Genomic DNA, 17,739 nt, shown 5'->3' with positions numbered 1-17,739 from the left:
AGACGTCGAGGAGTTCCCCTACCTCGACGTCGATGCCGCACTCCTCGGCCACTTCACGGCGCGCAGCTTCCTTCAAGGGCTCGCCGAGCTCCACGTGACCCCCGGGCAGAGACCAACGGCCGGCATTGGGAGGAAAAGCCCGTTTGACAAGCAGCACCGCCCCATCGCGTGCCACCAAAATAGCAACGCCCACGAGGGGCGTGGGCGGATACATGGACTGCACCTGAGTGTACTCGACGGATGCTGGCTGGTTAATTGTCTTCCCAGTCGTCAAAATCTCCCCACTCCTCCTCTTCTTCCTCGTCGAGGTATTCTTCGTCCTCCCAGTCCTCTTCCTCATCGAGGTCCTCGTCCCAGTCTTCTTCCTCGTCCCACTCCTCATCCCACTCTTCCCCCTCCTCGTCTTGCTCTTCCCAGTTGTCATCGTCCCACGGCTCTTCATCTGGGTCATAGTCCGAGGACCACTCGTCGTCGAGCCATCGACGGGAATCGTCGCCGCCACTCATTGCCTATACCCTCTCCCACATTTGGTGTTGCACTTGTTCCATTTCGGCGCAAAGCTATCAAAATAAAAACTGAAAATCAACAAAATTTTTGCATCTGCCCGGGCTTCCCTTGCCGGAAGAGCTGTTCCAGTTCGTCAACCATCCGTCGGTCGCTGAAGTGGGCCTCGACCCGTGCTCTACCCGCGCGGCCCATCCTCTGGCGGAGCGCAGGATCGGCCAGCAGGCGGCAAATCGCATCTGCCAAGGCCCCAGCGTCGGCTGGAGGAACAAGCAGCCCAGTCTCGCCGTGAACGACAATTTCGGGCATGCTGCTCACCGCAGTGGTCACAACCGGCTTACGTGCTGCCATGGCTTCGATGAGGACGATGCCAAAGCCCTCCCACAGCGACGGCAGCACCAACAGGTCGATACTCTGCATCACCGCGGGAACATCCTCCCGGAATCCAGTCAAGATCACGGGCAGGTTCTCCCGCGCCGCAGCTTCGGCAATCCACTCTCTCAGCGGCCCTTCGCCGACCATGAGCAGCACTGCCTCCGGATAGCGGTGATGGACCTGGCGGAACGCTTCCAGAAGATAGCAGATGCCCTTCCGCTCGTCGAGCTGGCCGACAAATCCCACCACCTTCGCCTTAGGGGCGATGTCCAGCTCATGCCGCAGCCGCGGCCGCCCCATCGCAAAAGGAAGAGGGTCAATGCCGTTGTGGATGACCACAATCTTCTCTCTGGCAAGCCATGGTGCGTTCCGCAGGAGCGCATTGGCAGTGGCCTGGGAGTTGGCGATGACTGCGCTCGCTATGCGCGTGTACGCGAAGCGGTAGCGCCACCGATCCTTGAGGGGGTAGTCTATGCCCCTTGTTGGGAAAACGGCTTTGACCCCGGCCAGGCGCGCAGCAATGCCGGCAAAACGCAGCTCTTTGTCCATGTTGGTGAGCACCACCTGCACGCGCAGGCGCTTGAGCAGGCGATAAACCTGCCAGATAACCAGCGGGTCAAAGTCGCCGCGCATGTGCATTGTCACCACCGGGATGCCTTGGCGGCCCGCCTCCTGCGCCAGTCGCGTGCCGGGACGACAGAGCAGCCAGACGCGATGCCCTCTCTTTTTGAGCAAAGTCAAGGTGCGCAGCATCCAGACCTCGCCGCCGCCAAACATCTGGATGGAGTTCACAAATAGGATGCGCAGCTTGGACTCTGTCATCGGAGCCCTGCCAGCTGGTGAATCCGCGCTGCTACTTGGCGACTGTCGTGGTGCTCTTTCACCCATCGCCTCCCGGCCGTGCCAAGCTGCTGGCGCAGGCCGGGGCTGGTAATCAGACGAACGAGCTGCTCTCGGAGGTTAGTGGCGTCGACAACCACAAATGGGTGATCCGGGTAGCGCTCGGCAAACCCTGGCGCCAGGCATGAGCACACGGGGATGCCCATGGCCAGCGCCTCCAAGGAGTTGATGCCATAGCCCAGGTCGCCAAGCTGGTCGACGAAGATGTCGCAGTCGGCCTTGCGCCGGATCGCCTCCTTGTAAGGAAGATTCTCGATGAGCACCATCTCCACCCCATATTCCGCCGCCAACGAGGCAATCACGGGAATGATGATGTCGCTCCCCTTTGCCTTGCGGCTGGTCGGTGCGTGACCGATGCGCAGAGGGCCCGGCCTCCGCTCGCGCACCGGCTGGAAGCGCTCCACTTCGAACGGGAAGAAGACGTGATGAATGGAGGGGTGCAGCCGCAAATGGTCAAATTCCACGCTCACCGTGAGGTCAGCGATGCGGTCAATGGCGGGGATGACGCCGCGCGTGCGCAGATCGCTGCCCGTGTAGCAGCAGATGACGCGCTTGCCTTCCCGCTTGCGGGCGGCCACAAAACCACCGTCCCGCGTAAACTCCAGCCCGCCGTCAAGCTGGTAGACGTCGAAATTGGTCAGGTCGTGGTCGCGGATGGCCCGGCGTATGGCTGGCGCCCATAAGCGTTCGCGCAGCCGGACGAGACAAGCCTCCGCCGGACCTCGCGGTCGCCACGTGAGCGGCACGTGCTCTGGAATGCGGGCGACATTGTCCACGCGCAGCCGGCGCGGATCGGCCACCAGCCGCTTCGCCAGGCGCGTTCCCCACCAGTCCAAGAAGGGCAGCTCCAGGCAGATGTCCTCCTCGAAGGCACGCGGATCGCGGGCCAGGGTCACGAGGCGACTGTAGTGCCCCATGGCCCGCTCGGCGCGCACCAAGGTCATGGGGACATCAGAAGTGTTGAACGGGGCAATGTGCAGGATGCGCAGCGACATGGACGACCCACCCGAGGCGTGGAAGCACCTGTGGCGCTACGCCTTCACACGGCGCGGTGAAAGGTGTCCCGGAACACCCCCTGCGCGCCGAACCCTTCCTTGAAATGCCCCAACCCCCAGTTGGGCTCCATGTTGACGGTGAAGATGCCAAAGTCAAACCAGCGAAACCCCTCGCGGATAGAGTCCTGGAAGATCTGGTAGAAGAGGAGGTTCACCGGCCGGTACTGCTGGTACTCCTCGTTGTGGCTGATGTAAAAGGCAAGGTTGGTGCGGCTGTTGCAATAGAACAGCACCACGCCGGCAACCATCCGTTCCTCAACGAACGCCGCCACGAGATGGATCCGCTCCGGAAAGAGGTCCTTGAGCCTGACAAGTTCCTCCACCGTATGCGTCGGGCGCACGTTGTGCCGCATCTTCAGGTTCTTTTGCAGGATCTGGTAAAAGTCCTCATAAGCATCGCAGCGGCGCACGCGCACCCCCAACTTGAGGGCGCGCCGCACCGCCCGCCGCGATTCCGCGCTGAAGGTCTCCAACACCCGCTCGGGCGGGAAATTGAGAGGAACGACGCTGGAAATCTCCCGCTTCTTGTACACGAAATTCCGCTGAAACAGGGCAAAGTCAATGTAGTTGCTGGGCTTCTCCCAGTAGACCTGTGGCGGATGGGTCAGCTCCAGCACGTCGAATTTCTGAGACCGGGTGTAATCCAGCAGCGCGTCCACCAGCATAAACGCATCGCGGATGGAGAGATCGGCCTTCACCACGAACCCACCGTAGGAGGCCCCGCAATGCGAGGAGAGAACATTGGAGTTCCCGCGATCGATACGCACCGCCGGCAGCAGAGCCAGCAACTTCCCGCGCTTGTAGAAGAGCAGGGAATGGTCCTCAAACCTTCCCGGCGGATGATAGGAAAGAAAGCGGCGTGTGTGGAAAATGGTGCCGTTGTTCGCTGCCCAGACGAAGCGATCCCACTCCTCGGCGTGATGCTCCTTGTAGCGGACGATCTCCACGAAGCACTCCTCGCTCGATGAATTACCCTCAGCTGCGCATCAAGGTGATCAGGACGGCCTTTTGCACGTGCAGGCGGTTTTCCGCCTCGTCAAAGACCACCGAATGCGGGCCGTCGATCACTTCATCGGTGATCTCGTCGCCACGGTGCGCAGGCAGACAGTGCATGACAATGCAGTCCGGAGCGGCAAGTTTCACCAGGTCGTCATTCACCTGGTATGGCCGGAAAACCTTCTTGCGTGCTTCCGCCTCGGCCTCCTGCCCCATGCTTGCCCACACGTCGGTGTAGATGACGTCCGCGCCACGCACCGCCTCTTTGGGGTCGCGGAAGATTTTGATGTCGCTCAACCCCGCGTTGCGGGCACGCTCCAAGATGGCCTGGTTGGGGTCATATCCCTCTGGGCAGGCCAGGTGCAGCGTAAAGGGCAGCCGTGAGGCCATATTGATCCACGAGTTCGCCACATTGTTGCCATCCCCTACCCACGCCACCTTCAGGCCCTGCATGCGCCCTTTGTGCTCGATGATGGTCAAGACGTCCCCCATCACCTGGCAGGGGTGGAGCAGGTCAGTGAGGCCGTTGACCACCGGCACCGAGGCATAGCGGGCCAGTTCCTCGATCGTCTCGTGGCCGAACAGGCGCGCCATGATCCCATCGCAGTAGCGGGAGAGCACGCGCGCCACATCGGCCACCGATTCGCGCTTCCCCAAGCCGATCTCATTGGGGCCAAGGTAGAGGGCATGCCCACCTAACTGGAACATGCCCACCTCGAAGGACACGCGGGTGCGGGCAGAAGGCTTCTCGAAAATCATCGCCAGAGTCTTGCCCTTGAGCAGAGGCTGTAGTTTGCCCTTCTTTGCCTCGCGCTTCAGCTTCTTGGCGAGCTGAAGCGTGGCTTCTACCTCTTGCGAAGAAAAATCGGTGATGGCAAGAAAGTCGCGCTTCATCAGTTCCACCTCCGTTCACAGAATGTAGTGGCTCAGGTCCTCGTCTTCCACAATGTCGCGCAGGGTCTCTCTCACCTGCTTCTGGGTGATGGTCACAGTCTTGATGTTCTCGTCCGGCAGTTGGTAGAGGATGTCCTCCAACAGCGTGGTCAAGATCGTGTGGAGGCGGCGCGCGCCGATGTTTTCGGTACGCTCATTGACCTTGGTCGCCGTCTCGCTAATTTCCCACAGCGCCCCACGGGTGAATCTGATATGTACCCCTTCGCTCTCCAAGAGCGCGGTGTACTGCTTGATGAGGGCGTTCTCCGGCTCGGTGAGGATGCGCATAAAGTCCTCGGTGGTGAGGCTGTGGAGCTCCACGCGAATCGGAAAGCGGCCTTGCAGCTCAGGGATGAGGTCCGAGGGCCGAGATACGTGGAACGCCCCTGAGGCGATGAACAGGATATGGTCGGTGCGCACAAGCCCGTACTTGGTCAAGACGGTGGTGCCTTCGATGACTGGCAGCAGGTCGCGCTGCACGCCCTCACGCGAGACGTCGGGACCCACCGCACTCTTTTCGCCAGCGATCTTGTCGATCTCATCCAGGAAGACTATCCCAGAGTCCTCAACCCGGGCGATGGCCTCGCGCACCACTTCCTCCATGTCGATGAGCTTTTGCAGCTCCTCTTGCACCAGATAGCGACGCGCCTCGGCAACTTTCATCTCGCGCTTCTTGACCTTCTTGGGCACCATGGGGCCGAGCAGTTCCTGGACGTTGACGCCCATCTCCTCGACGCCCAGCGGCGAGATGATTTGCATGAGGGACATCGAGTCCACCGGCACTTCCACTTCCACCGTGCGCTCCTCTAACTGGCCAGCGCGCAGCCGGCGACGCAGCTTCTCCCTGGTGTTGCGCAGACGCTGGCGAGGCGTAGGATTGTCCTCCTTGCCATCGCCGCTCTCCGGCAGGAGCAGATCGAGCAGGCGCTCTTCGGCCAATTGCTCGGCGCGCGGCTCCAGCTCCTCGGCCTTCTCGTTGCGCGTCATGGCCACCGCCAGGTCCACCAGGTCGCGGATGATGGATTCCACGTCGCGCCCTACATAGCCCACCTCGGTGAACTTGGAGGCTTCTACCTTGATGAACGGGGCATTGGCCAGCTTGGCCAGGCGTCGCGCGATCTCGGTCTTGCCCACGCCTGTCGGGCCAATGAGGATGATGTTGTTGGGCATGATCTCTTCGCGCAACCGCTCATCCACCTGCAAACGCCGCCAGCGGTTGCGCAAGGCAATTGCCACCGCCTTCTTGGCCTTCTCTTGGCCGATGATGTAGCGGTCCAGCTCCCGCACTATCTCTCGCGGCGTAAGCTCTTTCATCTTATGCTCCGCGCCCTTGGCTCGCCCTCTCATAGCGCAGCTACAGCTCGATCATCGTAATCTTATTGTTGGTGTAGATACAGATGGACGAGGCTACCTGCATGGCCTCGCGGACAATGTCGCGCGCGCTGAGGTCGGTGTGTTTGATCAAGGCACGCGCCGCTGCCAGGGCGTAGCCACCGCCCGAGCCAAGGGCCACCACATCGTCGTCGGGCTCGATGACCTCGCCGGTACCAGAGATGATGAAGGTCTGCTTCTTGTCCATCACCGCCAAGGTGGCGTCGAGGCGGCGCAGGTAGCGGTCGCTGCGCCAGTCTTTCGCCAGTTCTACGGCGGCGCGGCCCAGGTTGCCATGGGACTCTTCCAACCGCTTCTCGAATCGGTCGAACAGAGTGAGGGCGTCCGCCGCCGCTCCTGCAAAGCCAGCCAACACAGTGTCGTTGTAGATTTTCCGTACCTTCTTGGCGTTGTTCTTGAGCACGGCGTCGCCAAAGGTCACCTGACCATCGCCGGCCAGCGCCACTTCGCCCTTGTGGCGCACGCCCAGAATAGTGGTGGCATGCATGCCGCCACACGGCCACCAACTACGGCATTCCCCATGGGTCATATACACGGTCGGAGCTCCTCTACTGCGTTCTATAGACCCCGCCGCAAGCGGGCAATGGGAATCATCATCTGTTCGCGATACTTGGCCACTGTTCGTCTGGCCACGTTGTACCCCTGAGCCTTGAGCATCTCTGCGATCTTCTGGTCGTTGAGGGGCTTCTTCGGGTCTTCCTTCTGAATGATCTCCTTGATGAGGTTCTTGATGACCTTGTTGGACACATCCTCGCCGTCGTCGCGATGGATCTTCTCACTGAAAAAGTACTTCAGCTCGAAGACGCCGAACTCGGTCTGCACGTACTTGCCATTAGTGACCCGGCTCACCGTGGAGATGTCCATGCCGATATCGTCGGCGATGTCCTTGAGAATCATCGGCTTGATGTGCTCGGGGCCGTGCTCGAAAAAGTCACGTTGCCGCCGAACAATGGCCTCCATGACGCGGATGATGGTCTGACGCCTTTGCTGGATAGAATTGATCAGCCAACGCGCCGACTCTAACCGCTGCCGGATATAGTCCCTTGCCTCCTTGGGCGTGTTCTTCTTGTCGGCCAGCATCTGTCGGTACGACTTGCTGATGCGCAACGAGGGGATGTTCCAGTCGTTCAGTATGACCTTGAATTCCCCGTCCTCTTTGACCACAGATATATCCGGCACGACGTAATTGTCGTCGTAGGCAACGTACCCTTCCCCTGGCTTGGGATTGAGCTTCTTGATCTCCTCGATTGCCTCTTTCACCTCGTCCAGGCTGACTCCGAGGGTCTTCGCCAGCTTTTCGAAGCGCAAATTTTTAAAGTCATCGAAATGGTCGCGAATGATGGTCACCGCCAAGGGGTGCGGGTCCTCCTGCTCCAGTAGCTGGATGAGCAGGCACTCCTGCAGGTTGCGGGCCCCGATCCCGGGCGGATCAAAATGCTGAATGACCTCCAGCACCTTCTCGACGACCTCTGCGTCCACCTCGAAGGTGTCGGCCACGCTGTGCACATCGGTCGCTAAGTAGCCTGCGCTGTTGATATTCCAGATGAGGTGTTCGCCGATGGCCATCTCCTGGTCGGAGAGGTCAGTCAGGTGCAACTGATTGAGCAGGTGGTCGGTGAGCGTCTCGCGGTAGACCTCCGGTCGCTCGAACTGCTCCGCGTCCTTCTCCCTGGGGATCCAGTGCTCGTAAGAATCCTGATCGTTGAGCACGGTTTCCCAGTCTATCTCCTGTTCCTCTTTTTGGTCGTGAATGGTATCATAGTCGACTTCCTGCTCATCAGACTCCTCGGGACTCTCCAGCTCTAAGGTCTGCTCTGGAATTTCCTCCTGCTCCAGTTCTTCTTCCATTTCCGTGTCGATTTCCAGAAGGGGATTGGTCTCCAGCTCCAAGTTGATGCGGTGCTCAAGACTGAGAATCGGTAACTGGAGCAAGGAAGAGAGCAGCACTTGCTGCGGTGACTGCCGCAGCTGCATGGACAGTCTTTGCGACAGATTTACCATGCGCTCTGCACCTCCTTCCTTCTGGGCCAGCAGTAACGTCCCTTCTCCACCTCAGCTACCCACATGCCAATATTCAACAGTCGCTTACTCCCACAGGTTTCCACTGTCGCTTTCCCTTGGTTCTCACCTCATGCCTTTACCACGTTCCCGAACAGTCTCTTGCATTCCTTCTCTGCACTCGCACGGCACCGGGCATGCGCTCAACGATCCAGGCGGAATTTCTCCCCCAGGTACAGCTTTCGGGCCTCGGGGTCGTTGGCTAAGAACTCCGAGGTCCCAGACTTGAGGACGACCCCCTCGTAGAGCAGATATGCCCTGTCGGTGATCGAAAGCGTCTCATGCACGTTGTGATCAGTGATGAGCACGCCGATGTTTTTCTCTTTCAGGCGCGCCACGATGCTCTGGATGTCCTCCACTGCAATGGGGTCGACGCCTGCAAACGGCTCGTCCAGCAAGATGAACTTTGGCTTAGTGACCAACGCCCTGGTTATCTCGGCGCGTCGCCTCTCCCCTCCGGACAGGGTATAGGCTTTGTTCTTGGCCAGATGGGCAATATCCAGCTCGTTGAGCAGCTCCTCAAGGCGCTGCCGTCGCTCCTCGCGGGTCAGGTCCATCGTCTCCAGGATGGCCAAAATGTTCTCTTCCACCGTCAGTTTGCGAAAGATCGACGGCTCTTGCGATAGATAGGCAATTCCCAGCTGCGCCCGCCGGTACATGGGCAAGTGCGTGATCTCGCGATCGTCCAGAAAGATCCTCCCGGCTGTGGGAGGAATCATCCCGGTGATCATGTAGAAGGTGGTCGTCTTGCCCGCTCCGTTGGGCCCCAGCAGTCCGACGATCTCGCCCTGGCGGACCTCGATGGAGACCCCGTTGACCACTTTTCTCTTGCTGTAGACCTTGACCAGCTCCTCGGAGCGGAGGAGCATGCGGTGGTCACCACCTCCAGCCTGCGTCATCCTGTCGCTCGTCTCGTCCCTCGCCCATTGTCAGCGGGAATGGCACCTTCTAAGCGCGGCGGATAAAAGACACCGCTGGTCTTACCTGGAGCGCTCTCGATGCGCACACGGCGCAACTTGCCGTCCTCAAGGTAAAGGAGTATCCGGTCGCCGCTGATGAGATTGACGCCCTTGAATTCGCCTTCTTCCAGCACGTGGTAGAGGCTCGTGGCCTGCTCCTCGATGGTCATCTCTCGGATCTGTTCCTCGGCCAGCTGGATGGTCACTCGTTGCCCGGTAAGGCGATTCACGCGCGTCTCCGGGTTGAGTGAGTCACTGGGCGAGGTGATCAGCGCGTCGCCTTGGACGACGATTCTGCGCACCTCCTGTCCACTGAGGTACACCTCCATTGTCGTGCCGCGGATATGGTCCTGGCCGTACACGCCATGAGGCGCGGCAGTGAGGAGCACTTTCTCCTCATCGTCAAAGTACTCCGCTCTGCCACAGCGGACCACCAGGCGCCCCTTCCTGAGCGTGACGCTGTCGGTGACCAGGGCGCGTGCGCCTGCGTCGAACACTTCCATTTTGTCGCCCGATAGCACCAGCGAATCGCCGCCGGTGCTGTCGGTCTTGACCAGACGCGGGGAATGGGTGGCCACCGCATAGCCGGTGGCGCGAAAGTATTCCGCTCGGCCGCACGTGAGCGTGGTGAAACGCGCGGTGTCCGCAAGGACGACCCGCCCTACGGCCAGCGCCCGCTCTTCTGGCTCGAAGTAGGTCAGCCTCTCGGCTGCCAGCCGTCGCGTGCTATCGTAGACCACCGGATGCCCCTCTGCCTCTTCCACCCGGCTGAACTCGTTGTACGCGACGCGCTCGGCATACAGCCTGCGCCTTCCGGTATCGATGCGCACGCGGCCCATGAACACCACCGTGCCTGCTGCTTCGTCGCGGAGCGCCTGCTCGCACGACATGGTAGCCTGCCCCTGACGGAAAAGCACGTCCCCTTCGAGTCTCTGCAGAACCCGCCCGTCGACTGTCTGTCCGCTCAGGCGCGCCGCTCTGACAAGCCGCAGCCGCTCATCCTGCACCTGGGCGCGAAGGCTGCCCCCGACGACGAGCATGACGCCCAAAATAAGTGCGAGTCGCTGACGATCGCTTCCGACCCCACCCATCCTCATCTTCCACCCCCTGGCTACTCCGGTGTCCCACCCGACGGAGGTCCGCTCACCCCAGCAGCGGAGTCCGCGCGCACCCGTTTGGGTCGAACCTGCCGCTCGAGGTCGAGGTCGATCTTACGCTCTGTAACGCCGCGCGGTTCGTAGAACGTGTAGTTGCGCAAGTTCTTGTCAGACTCGAACCCTTTTCCGTAAAGGGTGTCGCCCGGACCGCGCACGATCGTCACCGGGGCATCAGAGTAGACCTTGTCGTTTTCTTTGGTGTAGAAAAGCCGTTGCGTGAGCAGCACCACGCCGCTGTCGGAAACCACCACCACATTGCCGTGCGCCTCGACGTCGTAGGAGGCTTCGTGCATCACGCCCGAGTCGGCAGTGACGTGCGACAGACGCGCCCCCTCGTCGTTGAACAAATCTACTTCCACGCCCTGGTCGAACCGATAGACTCTGTCCCCCTTGTACTTGACCATGTGCCCGTACTTGATGATGGCTGTGGGTCTTCCCTCCTTGGTGCTCACCACGCGCGAATGCCAGCCCTCCTGCTCCACCGGCCTCCCCTCAGGCGGACGGGCAGTAGTCCGCGGCGCTTCCTTTCGCGCACAGGCGACCATGAGCGCCACCAGGCCGGCTGCGACCAAAACCCTCAGTCTCATGAAACTCCAGCTTCCAGGAAATCGTGGAGGTGAATCATCCCCACCGGGTGGTTCTCCTTGTCCACCACCACGATCTGCATGATATTGAGGTCCTCCATGATGCGCAGCGCGTCGATAGCCATAGACCCCGCTTGCACTGTCTTCGGCTTGTCGTTCATGACGTCGGCAGCGGTGAGCGTGCGCACGTCAAAGTCCCGCTCCATGAGCCGGCGCAGGTCGCCGTCGGTAATGATGCCGCGCAGCACCTCCTGGTCGTCTACCACGCACGTGCCACCGAAGCGTTTGCGGGTTATCTCGAGGATGGCCTCGCGCAGCGGCGTATCAAGTTTCACCTTGGCCACTTTCTCGCCGGTGAACATGATGTCGTCCACCTTGAGGCGCAGTCTCTTGCCCAGCGAGCCCCCGGGATGGAGAAAGGCGAAATCCTCCGGGCTGAAGCGACGCCGCTCCAAAAGCGCCACCGCCAGAGCATCCCCCATGGCTAAGGCGGCGGTGCTGCTGGCAGTGGGGGCGAGGTCGTTGGGACAGGCCTCTTCCTGCACGCTCACGTCGAGCACCACGTCGCTGCGTTCGGCCAGCGCGGAACGGAGGTTGCCAATCAACGAGATGATGGGCACCCCGATCCTCCGCAACGCCGGGAAGAGGCGCGTCAGTTCGCCAGTGTTGCCGCTTTTCGACACGCAGATGACCACGTCGTCCTTGCGCACCAAGCCCAGGTCGCCGTGCACCCCTTCGGCTGCGTGCATAAAGATGGCCGCCGTGCCGGTGCTGGTCAGCGTGGCGGCGATCTTCGAGGCAACAATCCCCGACTTGCCCATGCCGGTCACGATCACCCGACCCCGGCAGTTATACAGCAAGTCTACAGCCTTGACGAAGGAGTCACCCACCCTGTCGACCAAGGCGTGGAGGGCGCGCGCCTCGATCTCCAGGACTCGTTTTCCTGTAGCAATCGCCTGCGCAGCTTCAGCATTCGCATTCGACAAAGACGCAATGGTAGCTTCCATGGAGCGTTCACCTTGGAAAAGGGGTCACCCCCTCGATGACCACGTGCACCGAATCGGCACCCGGGGGCCCAGGCGGGTGCAATCGATACCCCTTTGCAACCACTGTCTTCGGCCCGGAAAGGCCGTCCAGATTCCAAAGAAAGGCGTACAGATTGCCTTCTGCAGCAGTGTCCGTGAAAAGCAGCGTGCCATCAACGCAAAACTCCACCCGCTCGATGGGACTGGTGGGGTGCGTCACCCGCGCCTCCACGCGAAACGTGCCCAGTCCTGGCAGGGCCTCTCCTTCGCGCGGTCGCACAATAGTTACCTGCGGTGGCTCTTCGCTGGCTACCACCACGGTCAGCGAACCGGTAACCTGCGCACCGTTCTCGTCGCGCACCGTGACGGTCAGCTGGTAGGAGCCAGGCTGCGTTGGTGCCTGCCACAGGGCACGCGCCCCTTGCGCTGAGCCAACGAACGCCCCGCCGGTCGTATTCCATTGATACGACAAGAGGTCCCCGTCCGGGTCTTCGGCCTCGACGATGACCGTGGTGGTATCGCCAGGGTAAAGGTCATTGTCCAGGGCGTAGACGCGCACGATGACCGGTGGCCGATTGGCCAGCTTCTCCACCAGACTGCAGCCGGACAGAAGCGCTGCCACGACGATCACCGTTGTCCGGCAGTGCTTCATCGCTGCTTGTTACCCTTTGGCACTTTGGCCCTAAAGCCTAAGCGAAGCGGCCTGTTCCACCACACGATTGGCCCCTTCTCCGGACTCGACAAAGACAATGAGCGACTCATCGCCGCCACTGACTGCACTTGCCGGTAACAGGAAAGTACTTTGCACCACCTCACCGGCCTGCAAATCCTCTACCCGTTGGCCCGAAAAGACAGCCTTCACCACGTGGTGGTGCCTATCCATGCCCAGGTCGCGCACCAGCACTGCACGCAGCAAGAGAGCACGGGCGGGCTGCGAACCAAGCCTGGCCAGGCTCACCTGCACCTTCACCTCGGCGTTGGTACGCGCCACCTCCCCCTCGATGGTGAACAGCCCCGCACTCGTGCGGTGCGCGTCATAGAGCCGCCGGTAGCGGTCATAGGCAGTAGCGGCACTGTACGCGCCTTGTACCCGACCTGCGGGACCGTCAAAGAAAACATCGGGAATGCCGAGGCCCGTCTGGGCCAGTTCTTCGTACCGCAGGCGCGCCTCGGGCACCGCATGTGGATCGACCCACTTGCCAGGATTCGGCAAGTGGTACTCGGCGATGAGCAGATGAGCGCTGCCTACTTCCGCTTCGAGCTGGGCGAGAGCATCAAGCGCATAACCGCAGTAGGCAGCAGCCGGATCGTCGCTGACGAATGCCTCGGCCAAGATCACGCGCTCCCGCTGGCTACGCGGGTTCTTGGGGTCCAGGGGGTTGTCCCGCGGCAGGTCCCCGCACTGGCAGGCCAATGCCAAGAGGACCACAGCGAGGCGCACTGGACCAGGCATATTTCACCACCTGTAGCTGAGCGCCAAGCGTACCCCTGCGCCATCCCATTCAGGGCGCAGGGACAATCGGTTCGTCCGTGGCTCTGCCGCAGCGGCCACCACGTAGTTCGACTCCGTCCTGTTGGCGGCAATCAGGGCAAGAGTCACCATGCCGGCGACGCCTGTGACACCCAGCAGCACATTGCGCGCCTTCATGTAGCTATTGGCACGGTCGTAAGTGCGGTCAAAGTCCGCCAGGCGCGTAGCCTGCTGATACTCATGGTATGCCTCGCGGTAGTTGAGGTGCGTGATGAGCGTCGCTAAGCCGCACACTCCGGTGACACCCAGTGCAAACGAGGCCGGGTAGGTGCGCAATCGGACCTGCTGTTGATATTGGCCATTGCCCGTCAGATCGTACACGATGTTCTGCGCCAACAGGCCCACCATCTGCGGCAAGGCCTGATAGCCGTGGCCCTCTACCTTCTCGCCCAGCACCCTACCACTGCTCACTTCGACGATGTGGGCATCGAGGCGCAGTGCACCCGCGGAGCGACCAATGGCGCCCTGAATCACGTAGCGCGCGCCCGCCATCTGCCCGACCGCCAGCGCCTGTTCCTCGTTCAACAGCCCACTCTGTGCCAGCGCCAACTCCTGCATTACCCCGTCCAGTGTACTGCGCTCAAGCACCTGAAGGTAGGGTGAGCGCGAAAGCTCCGTTTTGAGCATCTCCGGCACGAGTGCGCAGAGCCTGTCCCAGTCTTTGATCCCGCTGACGTTCTGGAACTCCAGCACTGCCACGGTGACGGCGGTCTGCGCGCTCGTCTGGGAGAGACCCACGGCGAAGGCCGAGGTGAGCGCAAGCAGTTGGAACAGACGAACGCGCATGACTGCACTCACGTGATGGGCTGTTTCGCTTCGAGCTCGCGGCGAAGCTCGTCCATGCGCCGCAGGTGGATGAGCAGCCGCTCTAACCTGTCCAGGGGCCACATGCTGGCTGCGTCGCACAGCGCTTCCCGGCAGTTGGGATGCGTCTCGATGAACACCGCCTCGCACCCTGCCGCCACTGCTGCCCGCGCCAGGCCCGGTACAAACTCCGGCCGCCCACCCGCGGGGTCACTGGAAGGTACCCCATAGACCCGTATCGCGTGGGTCGGGTCAAACACTACCGGATAGCCGAGGCCACGCATGATGGCAAAAGAGCGAAAGTCCACAACCAGGTTGTGGTAGCCGAAGAAAGTGCCACGCTCGGTGAGGAGGATGTTGTGGTTGCCAACGCCCTCCACCTTGCCGATGACGTGCTTCATGTCGGTGGGGTCGAGGAACTGACCCTTCTTGATGTTGAGCGCCTTGCCGGTCCGGGCCGCGGCAAGGGTCAGGCTGGTCTGCATGGATAGGTAGGCAGGGATCTGGATCACATCCAGCACCTCTGCCGCCGGCTCCGCCTCATGCTGGTCATGGATGTCCGAAAGGACCGGCACGCCTATCTCTTCCTTCACCTTCTGCAGGATGCGCAGCCCCTTCTCCAAGCCCGGGCCCTGATAGGAATTGGCCGACGAGCGATTGTCCTTCAGGTACGAGGACTTGAAAATGAACGGCATCCCGACGCGCCGGGCGATTTTCTGCACTTCCGCCGCTGTGCGCAGCACCAGCTCTTCCGACTCGATCACGCACGGACCGGCAATCAGCGCCAGCGGTCGCCCGGGCCCGATGCTAATGTCGCCAATGGTCACGGTTCGCACTGTATCCAGCTCCTGACCTACGCTGTTCTGTTGCCGTTACGCCTCTCCTTGTGCTGCAAGGCAGCCCGCACAAACGCGCGGAACAGCGGGTGGGCTTTGAGCACTCGCGACTTGTACTCAGGATGAAACTGACCAGCCACAAACCAGGGATGCGACGGCAGCTCGATCATCTCCACCAATCCCGTGTCCGGGTTCCGCCCGCTGACCACCAATCCCCTTTCCTGCAGCAAGGGGACGTACTTGTTGTTCACCTCATAGCGGTGACGATGGCGCTCGGAGATAGTGGTGCGGCCATAGATTTTCGCCGCCAGCGACTTCTTGTCCAACTCGCAAGTGTAGGCGCCCAGGCGCATGGTACCGCCCATTTGGGTGACGTCCACCTGCGTCTCCATCAGATCAATCACCGGATACGGCGTACCCTGGTCGAACTCGCGGCTGTTGGCGCCCTCCAGCCCACAGACGTTGCGGGCAAACTCGATCACGGCGCACTGCAAACCGAGGCAGATGCCAAAGAAGGGCAACTTGTGCTCACGGGCGTAGCGCACCGCCGCGATTTTCCCCTCTATGCCACGTTCGCCAAAGCCTCCCGGCACTAACAATCCCGAAACATCGTCGAGGCGCCCCTCCGCGCCAGTCTTCTCTAACTCTTCGGCATCAATCCACTTGAGCTCCACGCGGGCGTCGTTTTCCACGCCGGCATGCACAAAGGCCTCGACAATGCTCTTGTACGAGTCGCGCAGTCCGGCGTACTTGCCGCAAATCGCCACGCGCACAAAGGCGCTCGGGTTCTTCACCTTGTGCACAAAAGACTTCCAGGTGGACAGGTCGGGCTTGTCGCACTTGAGCTTGAGCAGCTCAACGATCTGGTCGGCCAACCCCCCACTCTCGAACACCAACGGCACCTCGTAAATGGACTCGACGTCGCGCGCTTCAATGACCGCGTTGGGCGGCACGCTGCAAAACAGGCCGATCTTTTCTCGCTGCTCACGGCTCAACGGCACCTCGGTGCGGCAAAGGAGGATATCCGGCTGGATGCCAATCTCGCGCAGCCGCATCACGGAGTGTTGGGTCGGCTTGGTCTTTAGTTCGCCCGCGGCACGGATGTAGGGCACCAGCGTCAAGTGGACGTTCAGGGCGTTGTCGCGCCCCACCGCCAGGCAGAACTGGCGGATGGCTTCCAAAAAAGGCAAGCTCTCGATGTCGCCCACTGTGCCCCCGATTTCGGCGATCACCACATCGAAGTGTTCCCCCTCGCGGGCCACCTGCAGGATGCGCCGTTGAATCTCATCGGTGATGTGCGGTACCACCTGCACGGTCTTGCCCAAGTAGTCACCCCGGCGTTCTTTCTTGATGACCGTAAAGTAGATCTGGCCGGTGGTGGCATTGTTGCGGGCGGACATGTCGGTGTCGATAAAGCGCTCATAGTGCCCCAAGTCGAGGTCGGTCTCGGCACCGTCATCGGTCACAAAGACCTCGCCGTGCTGATAGGGGCTGAGCGTTCCGGGATCCACATTGATGTAGGGGTCGAACTTGATGATGGTGACCTTGAGGCCGCGCGCTTTGAGCAACCGCCCGATGGAGGCGGAGGCAATCCCTTTGCCCAGCGACGAGACCACCCCGCCGGTCACAAAGATGTACTTGGTCTGTTTGGCGCCGCTCACCATCCTCTCTTCCTCACTTCTTCCCTCACGCGCTCCAGGTCGGCGGGCGTATCCACACAAAGCGGCACGCTATTGGTGATGCCCACGCGGATACGGAAGCCGTGTTCGAGTATGCGCAGCTGCTCAAGCTTCTCCACCTTCTCAAGCGGAGTCTGGGGCAGGGTGGCGTACTTGAGGAGAAAACTCCGCCTGAACACGTAAAGCCCGATGTGGTTGTAGAAAGTGGCATGTTCAAGCCACTTCTCTGGGGCGGCGCAGTCCCGCACAAACGGGATAGCGGCACGAGAAAAGTACAGGGCATATCCCTTGCGGTCCAACACCACGCGCACGGTGTTCGGGTCGGCCAGCTCCTCTGGTGTCTGCACCTCGCGCGCTAAGGTGCCCACCACCGCCTCGGGGTCATCAATGAGCAGCCGCACGGCCTGGTCGATCGAGGCAGGTTCAATCAGTGGTTCGTCGCCCTGAATGTTGACGACAATCTCCACCGGCATATCCCTGGCCACCAGGGCGACGCGGTCGGTCCCCGAAGCGACCCTGCGCGGGGTCATGGCCACTTCGCCGCCGAATGCTCTCACCGCTTCCTCGATGCGCTCGTCGTCGGTGGCGACAATCACCTGGGAGAGGAGCGCGGCACGTTGTGCGCGCTCGTAGACCCATTGGATCATCGGCTTGCCGGCGATGTCCGCCAACGGCTTGCCAGGGAAGCGGCTGGAGTCCCAGCGCGCGGGGATTATGCCCACAGCCCGCATCGCCACCCCTACCGCAGCACCTTGGGCACGCTGAAGAAGCCTGCGCAGGAGCGCGGCGCCCCGGCCAGCGCCGCCTCGCGCTTGAGGCCTCGTCTGACCACGTCGCGACGTACACGCTGCACGGTCACTTCCGGCTGCCCCATGGGCTCCACTCCCGCAGCATCCACCTGCTCCAGCTGAGCCACATAGTCGAGAATGCGCGAAAGCTCGGCCGCCATGC

20 protein-coding genes are annotated in these 17,739 nt (G+C 61.3%); all 20 read right to left on the bottom strand.

All coding sequences use genetic code 11. The annotated features are described in order from the left end of the window. Window positions 1-214, bottom strand: a 214-nt coding sequence (locus tag H5U38_06990; protein ID MBC7186765.1) for an NUDIX domain-containing protein, incomplete at its 3' end; no start/stop codon positions are given. 37 nt (window positions 215-251) lie between these two features. Beyond that, complete coding sequence (locus tag H5U38_06985) at window positions 252-506, bottom strand: hypothetical protein (protein ID MBC7186764.1); 255 nt, start codon at window positions 504-506, stop codon at window positions 252-254. Window positions 507-582: 76 nt separating this feature from the next. Next, a complete protein-coding gene (locus H5U38_06980; protein MBC7186763.1) occupies window positions 583-1,701 on the bottom strand; it encodes a glycosyltransferase family 4 protein in 1,119 nt (372 codons plus the stop codon). Continuing rightward, a complete protein-coding gene (locus H5U38_06975; GenBank protein ID MBC7186762.1) occupies window positions 1,698-2,774 on the bottom strand; it encodes a glycosyltransferase in 1,077 nt (358 codons plus the stop codon). Before H5U38_06975 ends, H5U38_06980 begins: the two co-directional genes overlap by 4 nt. 44 nt (window positions 2,775-2,818) lie before the next feature. Further along, on the bottom strand, window positions 2,819-3,781 hold the full coding sequence (locus H5U38_06970) for a GNAT family N-acetyltransferase (protein ID MBC7186761.1): 963 nt from the start codon (window positions 3,779-3,781) through the stop codon (window positions 2,819-2,821). A gap of 28 nt (window positions 3,782-3,809) precedes the next feature. Beyond that, entirely contained in the window at window positions 3,810-4,724 is a 915-nt protein-coding gene (gene argF, locus H5U38_06965) for an ornithine carbamoyltransferase (protein ID MBC7186760.1), read from the bottom strand. 15 nt (window positions 4,725-4,739) lie between these two features. Next, window positions 4,740-6,077, bottom strand: coding sequence for an ATP-dependent protease ATPase subunit HslU (hslU, locus tag H5U38_06960; GenBank protein ID MBC7186759.1), 1,338 nt, complete (start codon window positions 6,075-6,077; stop codon window positions 4,740-4,742). A 40-nt stretch (window positions 6,078-6,117) separates the two neighbouring features. Beyond that, window positions 6,118-6,642 carry an ATP-dependent protease subunit HslV gene (gene hslV, locus H5U38_06955; protein MBC7186758.1) on the bottom strand — a complete coding sequence of 175 codons (525 nt, stop codon included), beginning with the start codon at window positions 6,640-6,642 and terminating at the stop codon, window positions 6,118-6,120. A gap of 71 nt (window positions 6,643-6,713) precedes the next feature. Next, window positions 6,714-8,156, bottom strand: coding sequence for an RNA polymerase factor sigma-54 (rpoN, locus tag H5U38_06950; GenBank protein ID MBC7186757.1), 1,443 nt, complete (start codon window positions 8,154-8,156; stop codon window positions 6,714-6,716). 200 nt (window positions 8,157-8,356) lie between these two features. Continuing rightward, window positions 8,357-9,082, bottom strand: a complete 726-nt coding sequence (lptB, locus tag H5U38_06945; protein ID MBC7186756.1) for an LPS export ABC transporter ATP-binding protein — start codon at window positions 9,080-9,082, stop codon at window positions 8,357-8,359. A 26-nt stretch (window positions 9,083-9,108) separates the two neighbouring features. Continuing rightward, window positions 9,109-10,263, bottom strand: coding sequence for a hypothetical protein (locus H5U38_06940; protein MBC7186755.1), 1,155 nt, complete (start codon window positions 10,261-10,263; stop codon window positions 9,109-9,111). 20 nt (window positions 10,264-10,283) lie between these two features. Continuing rightward, on the bottom strand, window positions 10,284-10,916 hold the full coding sequence (gene lptC, locus H5U38_06935) for an LPS export ABC transporter periplasmic protein LptC (GenBank protein MBC7186754.1): 633 nt from the start codon (window positions 10,914-10,916) through the stop codon (window positions 10,284-10,286). Next, window positions 10,913-11,920, bottom strand: coding sequence for a KpsF/GutQ family sugar-phosphate isomerase (locus H5U38_06930; protein MBC7186753.1), 1,008 nt, complete (start codon window positions 11,918-11,920; stop codon window positions 10,913-10,915). Before H5U38_06930 ends, lptC begins: the two co-directional genes overlap by 4 nt. Before the next feature lie 7 nt (window positions 11,921-11,927). After that, a complete protein-coding gene (locus H5U38_06925; GenBank protein ID MBC7186752.1) occupies window positions 11,928-12,590 on the bottom strand; it encodes an Ig-like domain-containing protein in 663 nt (220 codons plus the stop codon). A 30-nt stretch (window positions 12,591-12,620) separates the two neighbouring features. Beyond that, on the bottom strand, window positions 12,621-13,391 hold the full coding sequence (locus H5U38_06920) for a hypothetical protein (GenBank protein ID MBC7186751.1): 771 nt from the start codon (window positions 13,389-13,391) through the stop codon (window positions 12,621-12,623). Window positions 13,392-13,394: 3 nt separating this feature from the next. After that, window positions 13,395-14,255: a hypothetical protein gene (locus H5U38_06915; protein MBC7186750.1), complete on the bottom strand. Its 861-nt coding sequence runs from the start codon at window positions 14,253-14,255 to the stop codon at window positions 13,395-13,397. Window positions 14,256-14,263: 8 nt separating this feature from the next. Beyond that, the gene (gene kdsA, locus H5U38_06910; GenBank protein ID MBC7186749.1) at window positions 14,264-15,109 is read right to left on the bottom strand and encodes a 3-deoxy-8-phosphooctulonate synthase; all 846 of its coding nucleotides are present in this window, start codon (window positions 15,107-15,109) and stop codon (window positions 14,264-14,266) included. Between the two features lie 17 nt (window positions 15,110-15,126). Continuing rightward, window positions 15,127-16,773, bottom strand: a complete 1,647-nt coding sequence (locus H5U38_06905) for a CTP synthase (protein ID MBC7186748.1) — start codon at window positions 16,771-16,773, stop codon at window positions 15,127-15,129. Next, complete coding sequence (gene kdsB / locus H5U38_06900; GenBank protein MBC7186747.1) at window positions 16,767-17,519, bottom strand: 3-deoxy-manno-octulosonate cytidylyltransferase; 753 nt, start codon at window positions 17,517-17,519, stop codon at window positions 16,767-16,769. Before kdsB ends, H5U38_06905 begins: the two co-directional genes overlap by 7 nt. Before the next feature lie 8 nt (window positions 17,520-17,527). Beyond that, window positions 17,528-17,737, bottom strand: a complete 210-nt coding sequence (gene gatC / locus H5U38_06895; protein MBC7186746.1) for an Asp-tRNA(Asn)/Glu-tRNA(Gln) amidotransferase subunit GatC — start codon at window positions 17,735-17,737, stop codon at window positions 17,528-17,530. Window positions 17,738-17,739: the final 2 nt, after the last annotated feature.

Source organism: Calditrichota bacterium (assembly GCA_014359355.1).
GTDB lineage: Bacteria > Zhuqueibacterota > Zhuqueibacteria > JANLFK01 > Oleimicrobiaceae > Oleimicrobium.
Note: the sequence above shows the minus strand (reverse complement) of the source record. Positions and strands in the feature narration are given on the sequence as shown.